We start from the raw sequence: 19,849 nt of genomic DNA on the forward strand, positions 1-19,849 counted from the left end.
CAACATTAACCACTTTGCATCATTCGAAGGGTATATCCTTCACTATTGATGAATATCTACAGCAAAGAATATACAAGGCTAATTCATGATTCAACTATAGTGCTCGTGTTTCGTAGTATGCTTGCTCAGAAATTTTATGATAATCCTTTACCTGTTTAGCAAACTGAGTGAATGATGTATAAATGCGTTTTGTGTAATCATTAGCTTCAGCTATCTCACTAACAACCACTTCCGACGTCTCTTTTAGCTTTTTCAGTACATCATCAGGCAATCGCAACAGGGTAACATTATACTTGTTTACTAACTGTTCTAATGCACTATTATTCCTAGCCGTGTATTCATCAAGCATATCTTGATTAGAAGCTCGCACAGCTTGTTTGACAATTTCCTGCAAATCAGCAGGTAATGCCTCAAGTGCCTTTTTATTGAGAATGACTTCTAGCGTAGTACCTGGCTCATGCCAGCCTGGATAGTAGTAATATTTAGCGGCTTTATATAAGCCAAATGCCAGGTCATTATAAGGACCTACCCATTCTGTTGCATCAATTGCACCCGTTTGTAGTGCAGTAAATAACTCCCCTCCAGGGATATTAACAGGCACCCCTCCTAGTCGTTTTAATACTTCTCCACCAAGGCCCGGTATACGCATTTTCAAGCCTTTCAAGTCTGCTGTTGACTCAATTTTTTTATTAAACCAACCCGCCATTTGTACCCCAGTATTACCTCCAGCAAAAGGCTTAAGATTGAACGGCGCATACACCTCATCCCATAGCTCCTGCCCACCTCCATAATGTAGCCAGCTATTCATCTCCTGAGCATTAAAGCCAAACGGCACAGCTGCAAAAAATTGTGCTGCTTCAGCTTTCCCTTTCCAGTAATAGGCAGCGCCATGTCCCATTTCTGCAGTACCATTTGAAACAGCATCAAATACTTCTAGTGCAGGTACTAGCTCACCAGCCCCATATACCTTAATTTCCAGGCGCCCATTGCTCATAATTTTGACATTTTTTGCAAATCGCTCAGGTGCAGTGCCCAAGCCTGGGAAGTTTTTTGGCCAGGTTGTTACCATTTTCCAGTGTATCGTGCTTTTTTCTTCGGGCTTAACTACTTGGGTGCACTCTTTTTCAGACTGCTGAGAACAGCCCGCAACAGCAACCCCAACTGCACCTAAACTGGCTGCAGTCATAAAATCACGACGTTTCATTTTTATGACTCCCTATACTCTGCTCATTTATACCCTTAGCTGAATGATGAGTTATTTTTATAGCTGTGAGGGTACTCAGTTTTATTTTTGCGTCTTTTTGTTATTTAGTCAGCACTGTTACTTTTATTATTGATCTACAGGCATTATTAACCTGCAAGTACTTTTAACCAACGAGATTCCTATCCCTTGGCGTCACTTCATATTAATTTACCTTGCTCAAAACAAAACAGGAAGTACACATTTCAACTTCCTGAAGGATATACCCAATGTACTGGGTATATCGAAAGATAGCGTGCTAGGGTCTGTTAATACTATTTGAATATCACCATCATAACCCTTCGGGCCGTAATTATGTTTCCACCTAGCCGTGTTACAAGTCATTTATGTAGAATGACTACCCGGCATTCATTCTGCTTTGCTAGGCGAAAAAATAGCCTACGGCAGTAGTAATTCAAATAGTGTAAACAGGCCCTAAATCACCTGTAGTTTTGCGTATGAAACCACCAACCACTTAACCCCTTCACGATCAAAGTTTACTTGTACACGCGCCTGTGCCCCTTGGCCTTCGTAGTTCAAAATAACGCCTTCACCAAAAATACTATGCTCCACTCGTTGTCCAAGGGATAGCTCTGTATTGGGCACTGCACCTTTCATTGTTTTGCTTGTTAAAGAAACAGGACGAGAAATCTTAGTCGCCAGGCGTACTTCTTGTAGTAAGTCTTTTGGAATTTCTTTCAGGAAACGTGAGGGTCGATTCAAGTTTTCAGTACCATGCAGACGACGAGTCTCGGCATAGGTAAGATACAGTTGTTTCATTGCTCGCGTAATGCCGACATAGCACAACCGCCGCTCTTCCTCCATTCCATCAGCTGTTTCTAGTGACATAGCGTGGGGGAAAAGACCTTGTTCTAAACCTGCCATAAACACTAATGGAAACTCAAGCCCCTTGGCAGAGTGAAAGGTCATCATTTGCACACTGTCTTCATATTGTGCAGCCTGAGTTTCCCCTGCTTCTAATGCCGCATGATCAAGAAAAAGAGCAAGGGGACTTAACTCATCTTCACTATCCGGTATAGCTTCTACAGGATCAAACTCTCGGGTTGCAGTCACCAGCTCCTCTAAGTTTTCAATTCTAGCTCGACCCTTTTCACCTTTTTCTTTCCGGTGGTGTTCAATAAGCCCACTAACAGCAATCACATGATCTGTTAACTCATGTAATGGCAAGCCCCTTGTTGCCTGCTGCATCGTTTGAATTAGCGAATAAAACTGCTGGAGTGCATTGAGTGCACGGGCAGGTAACAACTTCCGTGTAATAACCTCTTGCCCTGACTGCCATAAAGGTATTTGCTGCTCTCGGGCTAAATCGCGAAGAACTTGGACTGTTTTTTCCCCAATACCCCGAGCAGGAACATTAATAACCCGCTCAATAGCTGTATCATCAGCAGGGTTACTCAGCAACCTAAGATACGCAAGGGCATTTTTAATTTCAGCTCGTTCAAAGAATCGCTGGCCACCGTATATTCGGTAAGGAATGCTGGAACGAAGCATTGCCTCTTCCAAAACCCGCGATTGAGCATTAGAGCGGTATAAAATTGCGATGTCTTTATAACTACCATGCTCATCAACCCAGGCTTGAATCTGCTCACTAATAAAGCGTGCTTCATCAACCTCATTATAGGCAGCATATACATTAATCTTGTCACCATCATCACCTGCCGTCCAAAGCTCCTTACCCAGGCGATCATTATTATTGGCAATCAATGCATTCGCTGCTTTCAAAATAGTATTGGTAGAGCGATAGTTTTGCTCAAGACGAATGGTAACAGCGCTTGGAAAATCATTACTAAACTGTCGGATGTTTTCAATTTTAGCGCCACGCCACCCATAAATTGACTGGTCATCATCACCCACAGCCATCACACTGGCTTGCTGGCCCGCTAACACTCTAAGCCATGCATACTGCACCGCATTGGTATCCTGAAACTCATCAACAAGAATATGGGAAAAACGCTGCTGATAATGCTTAAGCAATTCCGGCTGCTTTAACCATAACTCATGGGAACGTAACAACAACTCAGCAAAATCCACCAGCCCACCGGCTTGGCATGCAGCTTCATAAGCTGTATACACTTTCAACCAGGTACGAGTTTGCAGATCACCATAATCCTCAATATTTTCTGGACGCAGACCGTCGTCTTTTTTGCTATTAATAAACCACTGCACCTGTCGCGGGGGCCATTTGCTGTCATCTAACCCCATTTCTTTCATCAGTCGTTTAATCAAACGAAGTTGATCATCACTGTCCATAATCTGGAATTGCTCTGATAAACCCGCTAGCTGCCAATGTGCTCGCAATAAACGGTGTGCAATACCATGGAAAGTGCCAACCCACATGCCTCTCGCTGGAATATTCAGTAACGACTCAATACGCGAACGCATTTCGGCTGCCGCTTTATTCGTGAAAGTCACCGCTAACACGCTGTGGGCAGAAATGCCAACAGCTTGCACCAGCCAAGCAATTCGGTGTACCAATACACGAGTCTTGCCACTCCCAGCACCTGCTAACACCAATGCGGTATCTGCTGTCGTTGTTACAGCTTCACGTTGTGCGTCGTTTAAGTCATTCAGTATGTGTGAAATATCCATAAGCGGTGGAGAAAACCTTTAGCTACTTAGCTTGAATCGCCAGAAATCAGCCTATTTTGGCCTCTTTTACTCACATTGACCAGTTTCTTATGTAAAGAGTGCAGCATGACCTATAGCGTGATAATTGTCGTTTAATACAAGAATTTTGTAGTATTACTATACCCAAAACGAAGGGTTTTTAGGGGCGGCCGTCAAGCGATGAAGCCCCCGGAGCTTATATTAATAAGTGACTGGGGTGAAGAGCGCTGACAACAAACCCTAAAAATGATTCGTGAAGGGTATATACATTGTTAATAGGAATGAGTTTGATAATGCAGTCGAACAGCCTACTCAATCAAATCAGACAACAGTTTGCGGCATTAAGAAAGTCTGAGCAAAAAGTCGCTAGCTATGTGCTAAAACATCCATCTGAAGCGATCCATTTGAGTATTGCTGATCTCGCATTAGCCACAGAAGTGAGTGAGCCTACTGTTGTACGTTTCTGTAGAGCGATAGGTTGTAAAGGGTTTCAGGATTTTAAGCTACAGCTAGCCCAAAATCTGGCTCAAAACAGTAATTTTGGTGCCTATCGCATTCAGCAAACTTACACACCCGCTACATTAGAAACCGTTTTCGATAACACCATTGAAAGCCTATTAAAGGCTAAAAATACAGTTTCTGCCGCTATAGCTGAACAGGCTATTATCAGGCTGGCAAACAGTGAACGGGTTGAGTTTTACGGTTTTGGTGCATCAGGAATTGTTGCCCAAGATGCCCAGCATAAGCTCTTTCGTTTAATTAAACATTGTGCGGCATATACAGACCCCCATATGCAGGCAATGTCTGCAGCCACACTGGGACCCGATGATACCGTGGTGGTTATTTCACAAACGGGGAGAACTGACGCATTACTACAAACGACACAGTTAGTAAAACAAGCATCAGCCAAAGTGATTGGTTTGTGTCCGGAACAAAGTCCTTTAGCACTCTTGGCTGACTGGGTATTAGATATTGGTATTCAAGAAGATACTGATCGCTATACACCTTTGTTATCACGTATTGCCCACTTAGTCGTCATAGATATGCTAGCAATGGGAGTTGCATTGACTAAAGAACCAGGCATTAATAACCAACTCAAGCAAATTAAAGAAAACTTAAGAAAGCTACGATTAAATAAAAAAGAGAAATAATTCACACTATTAAAATAGTTTCATAGGAAGTAGTATTAAACATTGATATTTACCACTTTTCTTCATGAGGTTGTCACTTTAATTTCATAATTTCGTCATTTGAATATTGCATCTTACCAATAACGATACAACAGAAAGGTGCGGCTATGCGTATTGAAACAGCAGAAACTAACAATAATAATCAATTTTCAACGCAACACCCTGTTAAATCTAACCGAGAGAAATCTTCTCAGCGTTCTTTATTAGCGCGGAGGGCTATTGAAGACTACTTTGAAAACAAACGATTAAATTCGCTCATTGGTGATGACTACTGGGGAAAGAGTAATTAAAAACTAACATTAGCCATAGTACGCAAACTGAGCTAGTAACAATAGATGCCTACAGGCAACTATTGTTACGCATATTTATTAAGCAACACTATTGAGTAAAACACCTCTGTCCTTCGTACTGACTTTTTCCCAGTAATTCAAAATTGCCTGACTCAAAATAGTGCCTTCTGCACTAATAGGTGTCAAAAAGTCTACTAAACTATTAATATAACCAAACTCAATGAGCGACTGAGCATCAATCGTCGTGGCAGCTCTTTTTAATTTATTAAAAAGTTTTATTGTCTTGCTGGATTTTCCCTCATTCAGTCCATCCAGCTCATCCAATAAATTATTTTGTATCGACTGGGTTAAAGCATAAGCTAAAGCCTGGTTGATTAATATTGAAAACTGCTGCCGGCTAATAATTAATGAAGTTCTTGTTTCATAAATATCCGCATTATCACCTTCCTTAGCCAAATCAAACAGCTCATTAGTCATCAAGTCTGCACCAATGAGCCGAGAGGCAGGACCAATGAGTTGATTAAACTGGTAGCATGCCAATGTACGACTCAATAACCTTAATAAAGTTGGGTTATAATACCGGATATGTATCCAATGCTTATTAGGTAAAATAAATTCCAATACACGTTGTAAGTGTACAAAATAAGCTGCAATATCTTCTGTACAAAAAGCAAAAAAACCTAGCGGTTCCAGACATGACTTATTAAGAAGCCACTCATATAATGTGCTATCTGGCTCCAGTTTAATCAGGTAAGGTGCTTGTGCAAACAAATCTTCTGCAGGTGTCCCTCTGAATAAAGATTCACACTGAGGGTTGAAGTTATCATCAAGCTCCCATATTTTGTCAGGTAATTCAGCTTCGCAAGCTGAGTCTAATACAAAATACAGGTTATCTGCCCCCTCTTCTTTTATTGCTGCAGACATCTTATCCCGATAGGCTACGAGCAGCATTACTCCCTCCGTTGGCATTTTATGCGTGTTTGCTTTTATTTGATCATATTATCCGCAAACAGAATTTGGTTTGATCCTTTTTACTTTTCTTATTGATCTTTACTTATATACTAGCCATAACGTACTTCGTACGATCATCACCTTAGCCTAGCACAACTTATAAACTACGCCATGTCAAGTAGTGAATCTAAATCCACTTTCAAAAGCTATATGGTATCAGCTCACCCTACTCTCTACGAGAATCAAGGTTACTCATCACTGATACACAATACCTATATTTACCACTATTTTATTTAAAAAATTTTATACGACCTCGCACAAGCATAGCTAAATTTAATATATAAGACATTATACGTATATTATAAAAAACATACTACTCAGATCAGTGGTAGAATACACTGGATTAAGCAATATAAAAGTAAGCTATTAGACTACTCCAGGCTTGGACACATTACTCGCTGATTCTTCAACGCCAAAATAAAACGAATGTTTTATTTTGGCGTCCTATGATTTATTTAAAAGCCTGCTAGAAGAATAAGGTAATTGAATACCCTAAAGGAATTGCACATAAAATATGTGTGTGATGGTTAGCGATTACACTCATGCAATGTATAAATTATTGGAAATATTTTATCCAGTTACAATCAGTCCCGGCTCCCCATACCAATAACCATTGCATTCATCTTCAGCCAAATTACTTAAAGTCTCAGTACTATCAAAACGACCATTTAAAGCTTGTTGCGCAGCATTTATCACTTCTAACGTACCTTCGAGTTGAGGTGAAACCCTAACGATATCAACCCCAACGTCAGCCAATGTATTTATTAATGGTAACAAATTACACTTTTTACCTGATAACGTTTGAATACCATTGAGTGTAAATAACTGGTCTTTTTCTCTGGTTTGAACGCTCAGCCCTTCCGGATCATCCAAGCAATTACGCTGACAATTGTCTTTTTGTACACCTTTCGCTCTTGAAGAAAAACACCTGGCAGAAAATGCCAATGGTAACCATCCATAACTAAATACTTCAACTTCAGGTCGTGCCTGCTCTGTCTTATCAAGCTCAAGCAATGTCTCTTTAATCTGTTGACCGGACATTTCAACTGGTGGTACCCAGCGAATCAGCCCTTTATCCAATAATACAGACAAGCTTAGATGGTTATAAATATTGATACTGCTACCTATCACAAAAGGAACTTGCATTCGTGCGAGCAAAGCAACGGCAGACATATCATTCGCCTCAACCGTTATCCCCGCATTGCAGACTCGCTCAATCAATTTATAGTCACTATTTGCACAGACTAATGCCAAACTGGATAAATAAACCTGCTTCCCTGCAGCTTGTAAGTTTTTTCCAATAGCCAGCCAATCCTCTAGTGACAGATCATTACGCTTAGCACATACCGTCTCGCCAAGATAAATATCGTCTACGGCACTTGGCGCTATTTGCTCATAAAAATGGATGACTTTTTCTTTTGTCCAGTAAAAAGGTATTGCAGACAAAGATAGTTTCATATTATTTCTTACTGCCATGGCCGAGAGTAAGCTCCTAGTGTTGTTTGTACACCCTCAGACAGCTTACATAGCTGTTGAGCCCACTGCTCCTGTACTAAAAACTTTTCAGGGTTAGTATTAAGCTGATCAATGGCTTCGCGCCAAATGCGCACAACATTGGCCACATAAGCAGGACTGCGTTGGCGCCCTTCGATTTTTACTGCTTTCACACCCATTTGATAAAGCTCAGGCAACAAACTCAGTGTATTCAAGCTGGTTGGCTCTTCTAGCACATGAAAGGTTTCCTGATTGACTTGAAAGCGTCCCTTACACAAAGTGGGATAGCCTGCTGGCTCATCCGGTTGATAACGATCGATAAGAACACCATTTAGGCGAACATCAAGATGTTGCTCCTGTGGCTCCCAACGCACATGATGGGCAGGTGAACAAGCGCCATTTTTATTAGGTGACTCTCCCGTCAAATAAGACGACAAGTGACAACGTCCTTCAGCCATAATACATAAGCTACCAAATGCAAATACCTCAATATCAACAGGTGAGTTGGCTACCACTTGGGCAACTTGCTTGGCAGACAGTACTCTGGGCAAAACAGCTCGTTTAACAGCAAATGTCTCCTGATAAAAGCTTAATGCTTGAGGATGGGTTGCTGAGCCCTGCACTGATAAATGTAATGGTAAGTGAGGGTAGTGCTGATGTGCATATGCCATAAGCCCTATATCAGCAATGATTAATGCATCAACATTCAGTGATGCTGCTTTATCAATAGCCTGCAACCATGGTGTGATTTGTGCCCCTTGTGGATAAGTATTCAATGCCAGAAAGACTTTAGTGCCTTGCTGTTTAGCAAACTGAATACCTTCTTCCAACTTTCCTGTGGAAAAGTTCAAGCCCGGAAAGTGACGTGCATTGGTTTGGTCACGAAAGCCAACATAAACGGCATCGGCTCCATGGGTAACTGCTGCTTTTAGGGCAGGCAAATTACCCGCTGGACACACAAGCTCTAACATATACATACCTCAAGCAGCAGGAAAATGTTCAGCAAAGTAACATAGTCTGCCCACACTACAGTTGATTGATATCAACGCAATTCTTTTACGGGTTTTCTAGATTGAAGCACTATTGATGACAACGAAGATAACCATTACTTACCATGAACTTACTGTTTACTGCTCTTGAGAAGCATGCAGCACTCTTAACAAAACCTGTGCACTTGTGCCCCACAATGATACAAACACATGTATTGGAGAAGCTTCTCAACCATTTATTGAGTTCAGTTATTGATGAAGGGGAGCTCGACTTTCTTGAAGATCAGTGGATTGAACTTAAGCTGCTAGATTGCGATTTAAGCTATTTTTTAGGCTATAACTCACAAGCTCAACGTTGTCTTGTGCAAGATAAAGGAGCAGCAGACGCCAGCATCAGCTGCAAATTAACTGATGCCATCTTACTGATAACACAACAGGTTGACCCTGACACATTATTCTTTCAACGGCGACTTTTACTGGAAGGCAATACAGCGCTAAGTCATGGCTTCAAAAATATACTCGACACTGTTGAGCTTGACCAACTTGGCTTTCCACTTAGCCACGGTATTCAGTTGCTGTCGAGAGCTTTCCCTCAACCACAGACTTAATTCTCCAACTTAATAAAAACCAGCTTTACTCTTAAATTAAGCCAATAAAACACGGTAGCCCACTCATTACCATAACGTGCCTGGGCTACCAATATACTTGGTATCATTCCCAAGAATACAATACCCAAATAGCCACTCACTAAATCATAGTAAGAAAACGTTCTATAAAAAATATACTGTTGGGAAAACTCCGCATACGTTGCATAAATTGCCGTTATAACTGCAACTAAACAAACACTAAAAATACGCCACTTTCTTAAAACACCCAAAATATTAATACCCAGCGTTAAAACAATAAACCCCATTGCTAAAAAATGACCTAATTTATCCCCCCCAGGAAACTTATAAACTCGATACAGAACATAAGGCAGAGTGCCTTGTTCCGCACAATAAATAATCCAAACAATTAGGCAAGAAAGTACAAAAAAGCCAAACTTAATCATGAATATTTATTATTGAATGTATTTCGGTACGAAAAAATATTTTGATGTGCATATTTCAGAAGAGTAGATTCGCACCATAGAAATAACAATTAAATTACTGCTTAATTATTACTCATAACAAAGATTATACTTTCAAAAACAACAACTACACATTAAAGTAACACCTAATCCCCCTTTCAACCCATAGGGAAAATAACAGACAGACTTTATGAGCTTATTTGACGTTAACACAGTACGGCAAGACTTTTCAGGACTTCACCATACAGTGCATGGACACCCTTTAGTTTATTTTGATAATGCCGCTACAACACATAAGCCAACAGATGTTATAAAGGCTGAGATGGATGTTTATCAACAGTGTAATGCCAACGTTCATCGTGCCAGCCACTACCTAAGTAGTATCGCTACCCAGCGCTTTGAAAATGCCCGTCACAAAGTTCAACACTTTATTAATGCCAATCGACCCGAAGAGATTATCTGGACTAAAGGTGCAACTGAAAGCTTAAATTTGATTGCACAAAGTTATGCTTTATCCACCTTACAAAAAAACGATGAAATACTCATATCACCGCTCGAACATCATGCGAATATTGTTCCCTGGCAAATAGTTACTCAACAAACCGGCGCTCAGCTTAAAGTTTTGCCACTTAATAATGCACTACACATTGATACTCAGATAGTACAACAACACATTTCTGAAAAAACACGATTACTTATCCTGACGCATGTATCCAATGCACTAGGAGTCATCAATGATGTTGCTGCTCTTTGTAAACTCGCCAAACAGCATAACATCATAACAATTGTAGATGGTGCACAAGCTGTCGGGCACTTTCCCATTGATGTACAACAACTAGGATGTGATTTTTACGTTTTCTCAGGTCATAAAATGTATGGTCCAACAGGTATAGGAGTGCTTTATGGTCGCTATGACTTGCTTGAAGCTATGCCCCCCTGGCAAACAGGTGGTGAAATGATCCAGCAAGTCAGTTTTGATAAAACAACCTATAACCAACTTCCCTTCAAGTTTGAACCCGGCACCCCCAACATCGCAGGTGCTGTTGGTTTAGGAGCCGCCATAGATTACTTACAAAAACATGATAGAGCACAGTTGATAAATTATGAACACCAATTAATGAATTACCTGCAGAATTCATTAAACACCTTTTCTGATATACATGTCATCGGGTCTTCAAAGCAAGTAGAGCAACCAGATAAAATACCCATTGCAGCTCTGACGTTTTCTCATGCACATATTCAAGACATTGGCCTGTTACTTGATCAAAAAGGCATAGCGGTTAGAGTGGGCCATCACTGTACTATGCCACTTATGGAATATTTAGGTGTTTCGGGAACGCTGAGAGTTTCACTTTCATTTTATAACACCCAACAAGAAATTGATTGGCTAATTGAGTCACTGCATAACATTTTAGAACATGCAGAGGATAAGCCGATTTATTGTCCAAACACACCGCCTAAAGGCTTACAGTTTTTTGTACTCGATAGCCAACAAATAACTTCAAAACTTCTACAGCAGAAAAACTGGGAAAGCCGCTATCGACTTATTATGCAAAATAGCAAACAATTACCGCCATTGCCTACAGAATATAAAACTGAAGCGAACCGAATATCAGGGTGTGAAAGTGAGGTGTGGCTGATTTCAAGTTTTGATGAACAAAGTAAAACGCTTCAATTTTGGGCTGACAGTAATGCGCGTATTTTAAGAGGATTACTAACACTAGTCATAAGCTATGTTAATCATAAAACTCCTGAAGATATTCTAACAACTGACTTCCAAGTGTTATTTTCCACTCTCGATTTAGCTCACCATTTAAGTCCATCAAGAAGCAATGGCTTAAATAGTATCGTACATACTATTCAACAAATAGCACGAGACTATGTTAGCGAAATTTAAGTAATAAAGTGTGAAACAGAATTTTTCCTTGACTATCGTGCGAATTAAATATTTGCTTTCAGGCATGTTCACTGAGAGTGACACAGTCTATTCGCGGATAGGCTGATCGGCGTATTCCTAAACAATATTTAAACTAAACTGCACTTTTATCTCTTACTTACTAAACCTGATGTCTTATCATGCAGTCGCAATTGCTATTAGTGCTTTCCTTGGTGTATATATGTGACCTCTATTATTTTTAGGACTGCCTTAAATTAGCAAGAGGTTGAAAAATCAGCGTAACGTTTATTAATAGTTGAATAAAGCAATGCCGTACACACTTTCACATGCAATAATCAGCCTTCCTGTATCAGTAATGACGCGAGGAAAGATTCCGCTTGCAGCATTAGTTGTTGGTAGCATTTCACCAGATTTTCCGTATCTGTTAGCACTTACTCCAACAGAAGCCCCGGGGCATTCTGTGCTCGGAGTATTCACCCATTGTCTTATACCTTCTCTTTTGATGTTACTTGCATGGTACCTCTGGTTAGCAGGCCCTACATTGGACCTGTTGCGATTGCCAAAAGAGTCACAGTCATTCGGTGTAATGCCTTTTTTTATGATTGTATTTGGAGTGCTAATTGGTGCATACAGTCATGTATTGTGGGATGCAACAAGCCATGCTGATGGAGCATTTGTTATTAACAGTGAATTCTGGAACAAAGCGTTTTTTTCCCTACCACTGTATAAATGGAATCAATACGGCAGTGGTATCCTGGGCCTGATAGCGTTGTCCTCTTGGTATTTATATACTGTGGCTAGTAATCACCAAGCTAAATATCAAGGCAAGTTAACCTTGGGTCTCAGCATCTATGGAACATGCACCATATTTTTTATAGTACTGGCAAATGTTATCCATGGCTCCAGTACGCTTACAGATTACGCTGTTCGTTCTGCTAATGGGGCCATCACTGGTTGTTTTGTCGGCATGTTTATTTATGCGCTCGTGGTCAATTTGCAGAAACGAACAAATACTCCCTAATCAGTTAAGATTTAAGTGCATTAATCAATGAATTCAGTTTATATAAAGGGAGTCAAGCCTTTACTAATTTCTATTTTATTCACCGTGTTTTGGCTAGAAACTGTCATCATACTGATATTAGGGTTAATTTAAAGTAAACTGACAAAACAAAGTGTTAGACGCCTTAGCCACTTGTTTTGTGTGCTAAGGCTAACTGGCTTTGTTATGTTTTTCCTGATATTCACTTAATTTCTTTTTCCATATGCAGATAAATGGTACAGATAAAATAAGAAATATCACAGCAGTGGAATAAGAGCCAAAGAGTGGTTTGACTAAGTCACCAACTGCAGTAGCTAAGCTCATAATTAATAAACCTTTCCCTCCACCAAGTGACGGATCTGATCGATCTATATACGCACTAAACACTGCTAATAGTAATATCATGCAAGCTGTTGAGAAGTAACACCAAGCAACAACTTTTTCATTATTCAAGCTCAAACCCTAATTTTGATACTGCGATTAAACATAACTATTAATGAACGTCTCTCTGACATAATATACTAGAGTATGAAAAGTATATTAAAAAATTAAAATATCCATAAGCTCCAGACAGCTACTGTCTGTTTAACAATAGCAACCATATTTTTTTTAGTGCTTCAGGTTAAAGTACTGAGCTAATAGCAATGCGCTCAATGAGCAAGCGATGCTTTTTTTAAGATTTTTTCTATTGCACGTGCGGCAGCAGTCAGACCAAATGCTGCCGTTACCATAGTCACAGCACCAAAGCCACTGGCACAGTCGAGCCGTGTACTGCCTTCTTGTAATGACTTTTGTTGACAAACAGAGCCATCTGCCTGTGGATAAACGAGTTGCTCTGAGGAATAAACACATTCTACACTAAAACGACGTTTTGGATTTTGGGTAAAATTATACTTTCTTCGTAGTAGAGAGCGCACTTTTGCAGACAAAGGATCATTGTATGTTTTACTTAAATCACCATAGGTAATTTGAGTTGGGTCTTTTTGCCCTCCAGCGCCTCCAGTAACAATGATTGGAATTTTACGTCTTTTGCAAAACGCGATGAGTGCAGCTTTGGCTTTTACACTGTCAATGGCATCAATCACGACAGAGAAATCCGTTGATATATACTCTTCAAGTGTTTCCTCTGTAATAAAGTCATCCACTTCTTCAACCTGACATGCAGGATTGATCTGACGTATTCTTTCTGCCATAACAGCCACTTTGCTATGGCCAATTGTTTCCTGCAGGGTATGTACCTGACGGTTGGTATTTGTAACACAAATATCGTCTAAGTCGATTAAGGTTAACTTGCCAACCCCGGTACGTGCTAATGCTTCTGCGGCCCAAGAACCAACCCCACCGATCCCAATTACACAAATATGTGCATTAGCAATGATGTTAGTTGCCTGCTCGCCATATAAGCGAGTTATTCCAGAAAACCTTTGATTAAATACGTCTTTATTCATGATACAGCTTTGGTCGTGATGCATTATGTGCTAACTATCTGGCTACTGATTATACCGTCATCCCTAACGATTGATACCCACAGTCATCTTCCTGTTACTGCAGGATCAAGCTGTAGAATGGCAGTAATTAGCTGCCCTAGTTCTTCATCCGTATTATAGATGTGAGGGGAAGCCCTCACTCCAAATCGTGGTCGATAATCCACAGCTATATTTTTCTGCTTTAAGAAGGCAATCGCGACGTCAGGTTGCGCCATAGCAATACAAATAGTTCCCCCACGCTGCTCCTTAGGTTTTGGCGTTATTACTTTAAAGCTGTTTGCCTGCATGGCCTCCATGAGCACATCGCCTAAATGCAGGTTATGCGCCCTTATGTTTAATAGACCAATATTCGTTAACTGACGTATTGCAGATGCTGCAACAGCAAACGATTGAATGCTTGGTGTTCCCCCCATAAAACGCAGTGCATCATTAGCATAAGCAAAATGCGTAATATCAAACTCAAATGGGTCCTGATGGGAAAACCAACCTACATCGGTTGGTTCAAGTAATGGTAAACGGTCACCTTTAATGATTAAGTAACCACATCCAGGTCCTCCGCATAACCATTTTACACAAGAACCAATCACTGCATCAGACTGCCACTGCTTAAAGTCAATGGGCACGACACCTGCAGACTGTGCAACATCTACCACCGACCAAATGTCTCGTTCTTGCGCAAGCTTTGTTAGTTGCGCTATGGGCTGTTGATAACTGTTACCATAAAAAACATGAGTAAATAAGGCTAACTGTACATGTTCATTCATATGTTGCTGCCAGTCTTCGAGAGATACCACACCCTCTTTGGCAGGTACCAGCTGCACAGCATAGCCCAATGCAGCCGCTTGCTTGGCAACGAAACCCATTGAAGGAAAGTCCAGCTCAGAAAGCAGTAAAATATTGCGTCCAGCACGTTGAGGCAAAGCACCAATTAACTTACTCAGTCCAGCACTTACATTAGGCTGTGGACAAACCTCATGGGGCTCACAATTAAACAGGTCAGCTACTGCTTTACAAAACCCTTGCAAGCTAGTCAGCCATGAGTCCCATGCACCATTGCCTAAATCTCGCCATTGTTGGCTGAATTCATGCTCTGCTAAGTCGCTCGCTTTAGTTTTTGCCCCTACAGAATGATTTAGAAAATAGAGACCTTCAGGCACATAAAATGACTTTCGATAGCTCATTGATTTTCACCATCGTTTATTGAAGGCCGCTTCACTCCATACTCGCCACCCCATGAGTCGGTCATTTGGTTGCGAATTTCCCATAGCGCAGGATAAAAATAGTGTTGGACACCTTTTTCCAGCAAGCCAACAGAACGTCCTTTTAGAGACTTTGCGCCCAAGCCAATACTTCGCTCAATCAGTAATAAGTGTCGAAAACGAAATAACCTAAACTGTTCATCAAACTCTGCAAGAGCTTCTGCAATAACATAAGCATCGTCATGGCTGTAGGTTGAGTCATAAACTTGCTCAATGGATAGTTCAGATGGTTTTAAATAGCTCTGCTCATAGCTTTTCCACAATTGTGGCGCCATTTTCAATAAACTACGGAAGCCGGGTGATTCTTGTCCACTGCCATTACCTAATTGTAATCGGATAGCCTGATACTCCTTGGGCGACATCGTCTCTAAAATAGATAAACCATTAGTCATTTGTTGTTGTAATTTATGCACTCGCCCAAACAGTGTTATCACTCGGTTGGTATGTTTCTGCACAAGATAGTCATCAATATCCAATAGCGTAAAACCAATAAGCTTCATCCATAGCTCTTGAACCTGATGTACAACCTGAAACATCAATTCATCTCGGTTACAAAACTCATCATAGGGCTTTTGGCATGTCAGTAGACGCTGGGTCTGTAAGTAGACCTCATAATCTAGTTCTCCTTCCCCTTGCATTAATTGGTAGTAATGCTGACGGTCCATACGCAAACCTCCAAATCCTTTGTTTTGAAATATTTATCAGTTGTGATTTAGGTAAGTAAGTGATTACCCAGTGGTAGAGGGTGTCACAAAAGATCAGGAGGGAAGATTAAGGAAAAAAAAGCACTAATGCGGGATCAATGGTCACCCACAGCGAGGATGTATTAGGCAAAAGGCTTTGGTTACTTGCCTCAACATGTATATAACCGTGTGTTACGATCATAAAGGACTCATCATGAGATGCTTTTTATTATTATCTTCAGTCAGGAAAACACTTTAGATAAAAAGCCCCGAGCATGCAAATAAGACAGTAGCAAAAGTAATGTTTTATTATTGATGAGTGGGGCCTGCTCAGTCTTTCCAGCTCCCCAGTAACACAAACTGAGAAGACCTATCAAAAGCTTAGATGAGCAGGCTGCAGGATATCCTTACCTTTCAATTAAAATAAGGTATTTATGATTACCAGAATAATGAGTAGTGGACATACTACACGGACATACCATGGCCATATTTTCCAGAATACTCCTGTCATTAGTTCCGGATACCCTTGCTTCAACTCTGCAATCACTTGTTGTCTATTCCACAGCCAAGCGCCCAAAATACAGGTCACCAAAGCCGTGAGCGGCTGCATATACTCCGTTGATACAGCAATCACCAAACCAAACAGCTGTTGAAAGTTAAAAATGATAAGTGTGCTGATCAATAGCGCCAACAAGCCCAGCCCCCAGGTGATAAGGCTCCGCTTTTGCTTTGTTTTCTCTTGAAGCAAGGCAACGGGTACTTCAAGCATTGATATCGATGAGGTTAACGCCGCTAGGGTCATTAGCAAGAAGAACGCTACTGCTAATATACTGCCTATGCTGCCCATTGTTTCAAACAATGAAGGGAGTACTGCAAAAACCAGTGTATCTGAGCTCAATAACTCACCGTTTTCGCCATAAATCTGAACACCATGATTCATGGCTACAAACATCGCTGGCAGAATCAATAAACCAGCAATAAAGGCTACAGAAGTATCAATAGCAGTGACTTGCATAGCCATTTTCGGAATATGCTCTTTTTTGGCAAGGTAAGAGCCATAAACCATCATGGAGCCACCTCCTATGGTGAGCGAGAAAAAAGCCTGGCCCATGGCACTGATTAACAGCTCAGAATCCCAAAGTTTATCCATATCAGGAATGAGATACATAGCCAGCCCTTGAGAGGCTCCCGGTAATGTCAGCAAATATGCAATAAGCGCAGCAAACAGTATAAATAATGCCGGCATCAGCCGTTGAGACCACTTTTCAACCCCATCACGTACACCACTTTGCACAATAGCAATGGTCAAAATATAAAAGACGGCCGCCGCTGTAAGGTTACGTGAAGTGCTAAAGTCGGTCAGCCACTCAGCAAGTGAGGTTAGCTGCAGCATGTTCGCGATGGGTGCCAGCATATAACATAAAAACCAGCCCGCTACGATGCAGTAAAATGTCATAACCAAGGTTGGCACAAGAATAGTGCCTAAACCCGCTATACTTGATAGCCATAAGCTAACACGGCGGCGGTCTAACATGCGTAAGCTATCCCACGGGTTGGAACGGCCAAAACGCCCAATCGTAATTTCTACAACCAGCATGGGATAGGCAAGTAACGCTATCAGTACGATATACGCTAATAAAAAAGCAGCTCCGCCATTTTCAGCAGCCCGAGTTGGAAATCCCCAGATATTACCTAAGCCGACTGCTGCGCCTGCTGCAGACATGACAAACCCGAACCGGCTTTTAAACTGTTCGCGTACTTCACCCACAACTTCAACCCTATTTGCAATGAAAGCATTTGCTAACAATTAACCACTAAAGACGTGGCAAGTTACCATGTAACAAACAAAATGCAATGACATACGTTTATAGATGTCAGCTTAAAGGTATTAGCAAAGCATCAGATGAGCGAAGTTATTCACAGCTTTTATATAGGTTATCCACAGCACGATATTAGAACCCCCTCAACCAAGGGTCTTTCAATATCAAGTGAATATACATTTTACGAGAAGGAAAGAACGCTCCCCCTTACATCCTTTAAAACTATAAGAGGGAGAATCATTGCTACTTTTTTAGGAAGGAATAACAGTTATAAGTAGCTGTTGATTATTTTTTCGATGCTTCCATTTTGCTCCATGCGCTTTAAGGAAGTATTTAATTGATTAATTGTGTCATCGTCAGTAAATTTATTCATGGCTAACCAAAGACCACTACTATTAAATGTATAAACAACAACCAAATCTTCTAATTTATGGCGCTTCGCAATAAATGGACCTGACAATGAACTGGTTGCCCAAGCATCAATCTTGTTCAGCTTAATTTTAGTAGCATTGACTACATCATTTTGAGCCTTTTCCACTTTAATGCCTTTCTTTTCTAAAAATTCAGAAATAGCATCATTTTCATAGCTACCAATACGGTATTTTTTCATATCCTGTAAGCTAGTTACTTTGATACTAGAACCTTTAGGGGCTAATAAGATCCATTCTTCTTTAAATAAAGGACCAACCCATTTAAAATCTTTTTCCCTTTCTGGGGTACGAAAAGCAGAATAAATTCCATAGTTTGTTTTCTTGACTGCTTTTTGATAACCACGATCCCAGCTTGAATATAAAGTCAGCTCCATATCTACATTGGCACGATTGAACATTTCACGAACAATCTCAGTGGCAAAGCCTGTTACTTTATCGTTCTTACCAAACGTACTGTAGGTAACTGTCATATTGAGTGGAGGAAATGGTTCTGTCACCAACTGAATAGTCTGGGCATTAGCTATCCCACTCAATATAAACAGAAAACTCAGTGCTATTACTTTAGATCGCATATCTTAGTCCCACATGCTAGCGTACTAACAACCTTAAATTTGATAAGTATCTGCTTATCAAAACTTAAAACCCATTCATCATTGCCCATAAGATACTCATTAACCGCGATTACCACGTAAGCATCTTATGTTCAAATGACAATTAATAAGGTGGATACCCTTTATTTAAGGGTAGAGAGCTTCACCGACATCTATACTTTAAAACCAGCAAAGCTGATGAAATTTGCTACTCATTTTGCTGGCGCCTATTTTTACCGGAAACAGTTCACATTTAAATGAGCAAGGCCCGTGATTTAATTATGTAATTTCCGAAATGAAAATGGTTAACCACGCAGGAAAACCAATAAATGTGACAAGCATCACAACTATATTTGATTTTATATAGCAATTGGCAATAAAGACGATATCAATAACTTTAGTGCACCAAGCCTTTGCTAATACCACTTGTATACTTAGCGAAAAAATTATCCCACCTTAATTCTATTATGACTCACTGTCTCTATAACTCGATTCCGAAGTTTTTTTAGGTTGACAAAGCTGTATATTTATTCAAGCTGCCATTCGGTGCTGTAATGAAGGCGTCGGCTCTTGCCTACCAAGATCTAAACCCGCCAAATGTTTTTTCGAGTTACGCTCGGGTAATACTTTTTTTAAAGCCTTTGTAAAAGCTATCAGCTCTTTTTGTGGTTCATCCGCCATTACGATTTCTTGTACGGTTTTTATCAGGGCTTCAACTTTGAGACGTTCAGT

Annotated in this window: 18 protein-coding genes; 5 read left to right on the forward strand and 13 right to left on the reverse strand. The window is 40.5% G+C overall.

Annotated elements, in window-relative coordinates:
• Positions 1-94: 94 nt before the first annotated feature.
• Positions 95-1,204, reverse strand: coding sequence for a TRAP transporter substrate-binding protein (locus F607_RS0106140; protein ID WP_027707384.1), 1,110 nt, complete (start codon positions 1,202-1,204; stop codon positions 95-97).
• Between the two features lie 471 nt (positions 1,205-1,675).
• On the reverse strand, positions 1,676-3,850 hold the full coding sequence (gene uvrD, locus F607_RS0106145; RefSeq protein WP_027707385.1) for a DNA helicase II: 2,175 nt from the start codon (positions 3,848-3,850) through the stop codon (positions 1,676-1,678).
• A gap of 311 nt (positions 3,851-4,161) precedes the next feature.
• On the opposite strand from uvrD, the gene F607_RS0106150 reads away from it, so the two are divergent.
• Both F607_RS0106150 and F607_RS0106155 read left to right on the forward strand, forming a co-directional pair.
• On the forward strand, positions 4,162-5,019 hold the full coding sequence (locus F607_RS0106150) for a MurR/RpiR family transcriptional regulator (protein WP_038290326.1): 858 nt from the start codon (positions 4,162-4,164) through the stop codon (positions 5,017-5,019).
• 146 nt (positions 5,020-5,165) lie between these two features.
• On the forward strand, positions 5,166-5,348 hold the full coding sequence (locus F607_RS0106155; RefSeq protein ID WP_027707387.1) for a PA3496 family putative envelope integrity protein: 183 nt from the start codon (positions 5,166-5,168) through the stop codon (positions 5,346-5,348).
• 78 nt (positions 5,349-5,426) lie between these two features.
• On the opposite strand, the gene F607_RS0106160 is transcribed toward F607_RS0106155, so the two are convergent.
• From F607_RS0106160 to ubiU, 3 genes are all read right to left on the reverse strand, one after another.
• Positions 5,427-6,299, reverse strand: a complete 873-nt coding sequence (locus F607_RS0106160; protein WP_027707388.1) for a DUF4123 domain-containing protein — start codon at positions 6,297-6,299, stop codon at positions 5,427-5,429.
• A 630-nt stretch (positions 6,300-6,929) separates the two neighbouring features.
• Positions 6,930-7,817, reverse strand: coding sequence for a U32 family peptidase (locus tag F607_RS0106165; RefSeq protein ID WP_027707389.1), 888 nt, complete (start codon positions 7,815-7,817; stop codon positions 6,930-6,932).
• Between the two features lie 8 nt (positions 7,818-7,825).
• On the reverse strand, positions 7,826-8,824 hold the full coding sequence (ubiU, locus tag F607_RS0106170) for a ubiquinone anaerobic biosynthesis protein UbiU (protein WP_027707390.1): 999 nt from the start codon (positions 8,822-8,824) through the stop codon (positions 7,826-7,828).
• Positions 8,825-8,967: 143 nt separating this feature from the next.
• On the opposite strand from ubiU, the gene ubiT reads away from it, so the two are divergent.
• The gene (gene ubiT, locus F607_RS28375; RefSeq protein ID WP_051310984.1) at positions 8,968-9,450 is read left to right on the forward strand and encodes a ubiquinone anaerobic biosynthesis accessory factor UbiT; all 483 of its coding nucleotides are present in this window, start codon (positions 8,968-8,970) and stop codon (positions 9,448-9,450) included.
• Here the strand turns inward: ubiT and F607_RS0106180 are convergent.
• Positions 9,447-9,893 carry a VanZ family protein gene (locus tag F607_RS0106180; protein WP_027707391.1) on the reverse strand — a complete coding sequence of 149 codons (447 nt, stop codon included), beginning with the start codon at positions 9,891-9,893 and terminating at the stop codon, positions 9,447-9,449. The genes ubiT and F607_RS0106180 overlap by 4 nt on opposite strands.
• A 208-nt stretch (positions 9,894-10,101) precedes the next feature.
• On the opposite strand from F607_RS0106180, the gene F607_RS0106185 reads away from it, so the two are divergent.
• Both F607_RS0106185 and F607_RS0106190 read left to right on the forward strand, forming a co-directional pair.
• Positions 10,102-11,808, forward strand: a complete 1,707-nt coding sequence (locus F607_RS0106185) for a SufS family cysteine desulfurase (RefSeq protein ID WP_027707392.1) — start codon at positions 10,102-10,104, stop codon at positions 11,806-11,808.
• Between the two features lie 307 nt (positions 11,809-12,115).
• A complete protein-coding gene (locus tag F607_RS0106190) occupies positions 12,116-12,829 on the forward strand; it encodes a DUF4184 family protein (protein WP_084611128.1) in 714 nt (237 codons plus the stop codon).
• Positions 12,830-13,018: 189 nt separating this feature from the next.
• On the opposite strand, the gene F607_RS0106195 is transcribed toward F607_RS0106190, so the two are convergent.
• The 7 genes from F607_RS0106195 to F607_RS34555 form a co-directional block, all read right to left on the reverse strand.
• Positions 13,019-13,300 (reverse strand): hypothetical protein, encoded by a 282-nt coding sequence (locus F607_RS0106195; RefSeq protein WP_027707394.1) that lies wholly within the window; start codon positions 13,298-13,300, stop codon positions 13,019-13,021.
• Between the two features lie 197 nt (positions 13,301-13,497).
• The gene (gene tcdA, locus F607_RS0106200; RefSeq protein ID WP_027707395.1) at positions 13,498-14,295 is read right to left on the reverse strand and encodes a tRNA cyclic N6-threonylcarbamoyladenosine(37) synthase TcdA; all 798 of its coding nucleotides are present in this window, start codon (positions 14,293-14,295) and stop codon (positions 13,498-13,500) included.
• A gap of 83 nt (positions 14,296-14,378) precedes the next feature.
• Positions 14,379-15,515: an aminotransferase class V-fold PLP-dependent enzyme gene (locus tag F607_RS0106205; protein WP_027707396.1), complete on the reverse strand. Its 1,137-nt coding sequence runs from the start codon at positions 15,513-15,515 to the stop codon at positions 14,379-14,381.
• Positions 15,512-16,258, reverse strand: coding sequence for a tryptophan 2,3-dioxygenase family protein (locus tag F607_RS0106210; RefSeq protein ID WP_027707397.1), 747 nt, complete (start codon positions 16,256-16,258; stop codon positions 15,512-15,514). Before F607_RS0106210 ends, F607_RS0106205 begins: the two co-directional genes overlap by 4 nt.
• Positions 16,259-16,694: 436 nt before the next feature.
• Positions 16,695-18,044, reverse strand: a complete 1,350-nt coding sequence (locus F607_RS0106215; protein ID WP_038290347.1) for a sodium-dependent transporter — start codon at positions 18,042-18,044, stop codon at positions 16,695-16,697.
• 320 nt (positions 18,045-18,364) lie between these two features.
• Entirely contained in the window at positions 18,365-19,099 is a 735-nt protein-coding gene (locus F607_RS0106220) for a substrate-binding periplasmic protein (RefSeq protein WP_027707399.1), read from the reverse strand.
• Between the two features lie 549 nt (positions 19,100-19,648).
• On the reverse strand, positions 19,649-19,849 hold a 201-nt coding region (locus F607_RS34555; RefSeq protein ID WP_027707400.1), incomplete at its 5' end, for a hypothetical protein.

This window comes from Zooshikella ganghwensis DSM 15267 (assembly GCF_000428585.1).
Classification (GTDB): domain Bacteria; phylum Pseudomonadota; class Gammaproteobacteria; order Pseudomonadales; family Zooshikellaceae; genus Zooshikella; species Zooshikella ganghwensis.

Excerpts from the sequence above, each read along its gene's own strand:
- F607_RS0106140 (WP_027707384.1), bottom strand. The coding sequence starts at position 1,204 with ATGAAACGTCGTGATTTTATGACTGCAGCCAGTTTAGGTGCAGTTGGG.
- uvrD (WP_027707385.1), bottom strand. The coding sequence starts at position 3,850 with ATGGATATTTCACACATACTGAATGACTTAAACGACGCACAACGTGAA.
- F607_RS0106150 (WP_038290326.1), top strand. The coding sequence starts at position 4,162 with ATGCAGTCGAACAGCCTACTCAATCAAATCAGACAACAGTTTGCGGCA.
- F607_RS0106155 (WP_027707387.1), top strand. The coding sequence starts at position 5,166 with ATGCGTATTGAAACAGCAGAAACTAACAATAATAATCAATTTTCAACG.
- F607_RS0106160 (WP_027707388.1), bottom strand. The coding sequence starts at position 6,299 with ATGCTGCTCGTAGCCTATCGGGATAAGATGTCTGCAGCAATAAAAGAA.
- F607_RS0106165 (WP_027707389.1), bottom strand. The coding sequence starts at position 7,817 with ATGAAACTATCTTTGTCTGCAATACCTTTTTACTGGACAAAAGAAAAA.
- ubiU (WP_027707390.1), bottom strand. The coding sequence starts at position 8,824 with ATGTTAGAGCTTGTGTGTCCAGCGGGTAATTTGCCTGCCCTAAAAGCA.
- ubiT (WP_051310984.1), top strand. The coding sequence starts at position 8,968 with ATGAACTTACTGTTTACTGCTCTTGAGAAGCATGCAGCACTCTTAACA.
- F607_RS0106180 (WP_027707391.1), bottom strand. The coding sequence starts at position 9,893 with ATGATTAAGTTTGGCTTTTTTGTACTTTCTTGCCTAATTGTTTGGATT.
- F607_RS0106185 (WP_027707392.1), top strand. The coding sequence starts at position 10,102 with ATGAGCTTATTTGACGTTAACACAGTACGGCAAGACTTTTCAGGACTT.
- F607_RS0106190 (WP_084611128.1), top strand. The coding sequence starts at position 12,116 with ATGCCGTACACACTTTCACATGCAATAATCAGCCTTCCTGTATCAGTA.
- tcdA (WP_027707395.1), bottom strand. The coding sequence starts at position 14,295 with ATGAATAAAGACGTATTTAATCAAAGGTTTTCTGGAATAACTCGCTTA.
- F607_RS0106205 (WP_027707396.1), bottom strand. The coding sequence starts at position 15,515 with ATGAGCTATCGAAAGTCATTTTATGTGCCTGAAGGTCTCTATTTTCTA.
- F607_RS0106210 (WP_027707397.1), bottom strand. The coding sequence starts at position 16,258 with ATGGACCGTCAGCATTACTACCAATTAATGCAAGGGGAAGGAGAACTA.
- F607_RS0106220 (WP_027707399.1), bottom strand. The coding sequence starts at position 19,099 with ATGCGATCTAAAGTAATAGCACTGAGTTTTCTGTTTATATTGAGTGGG.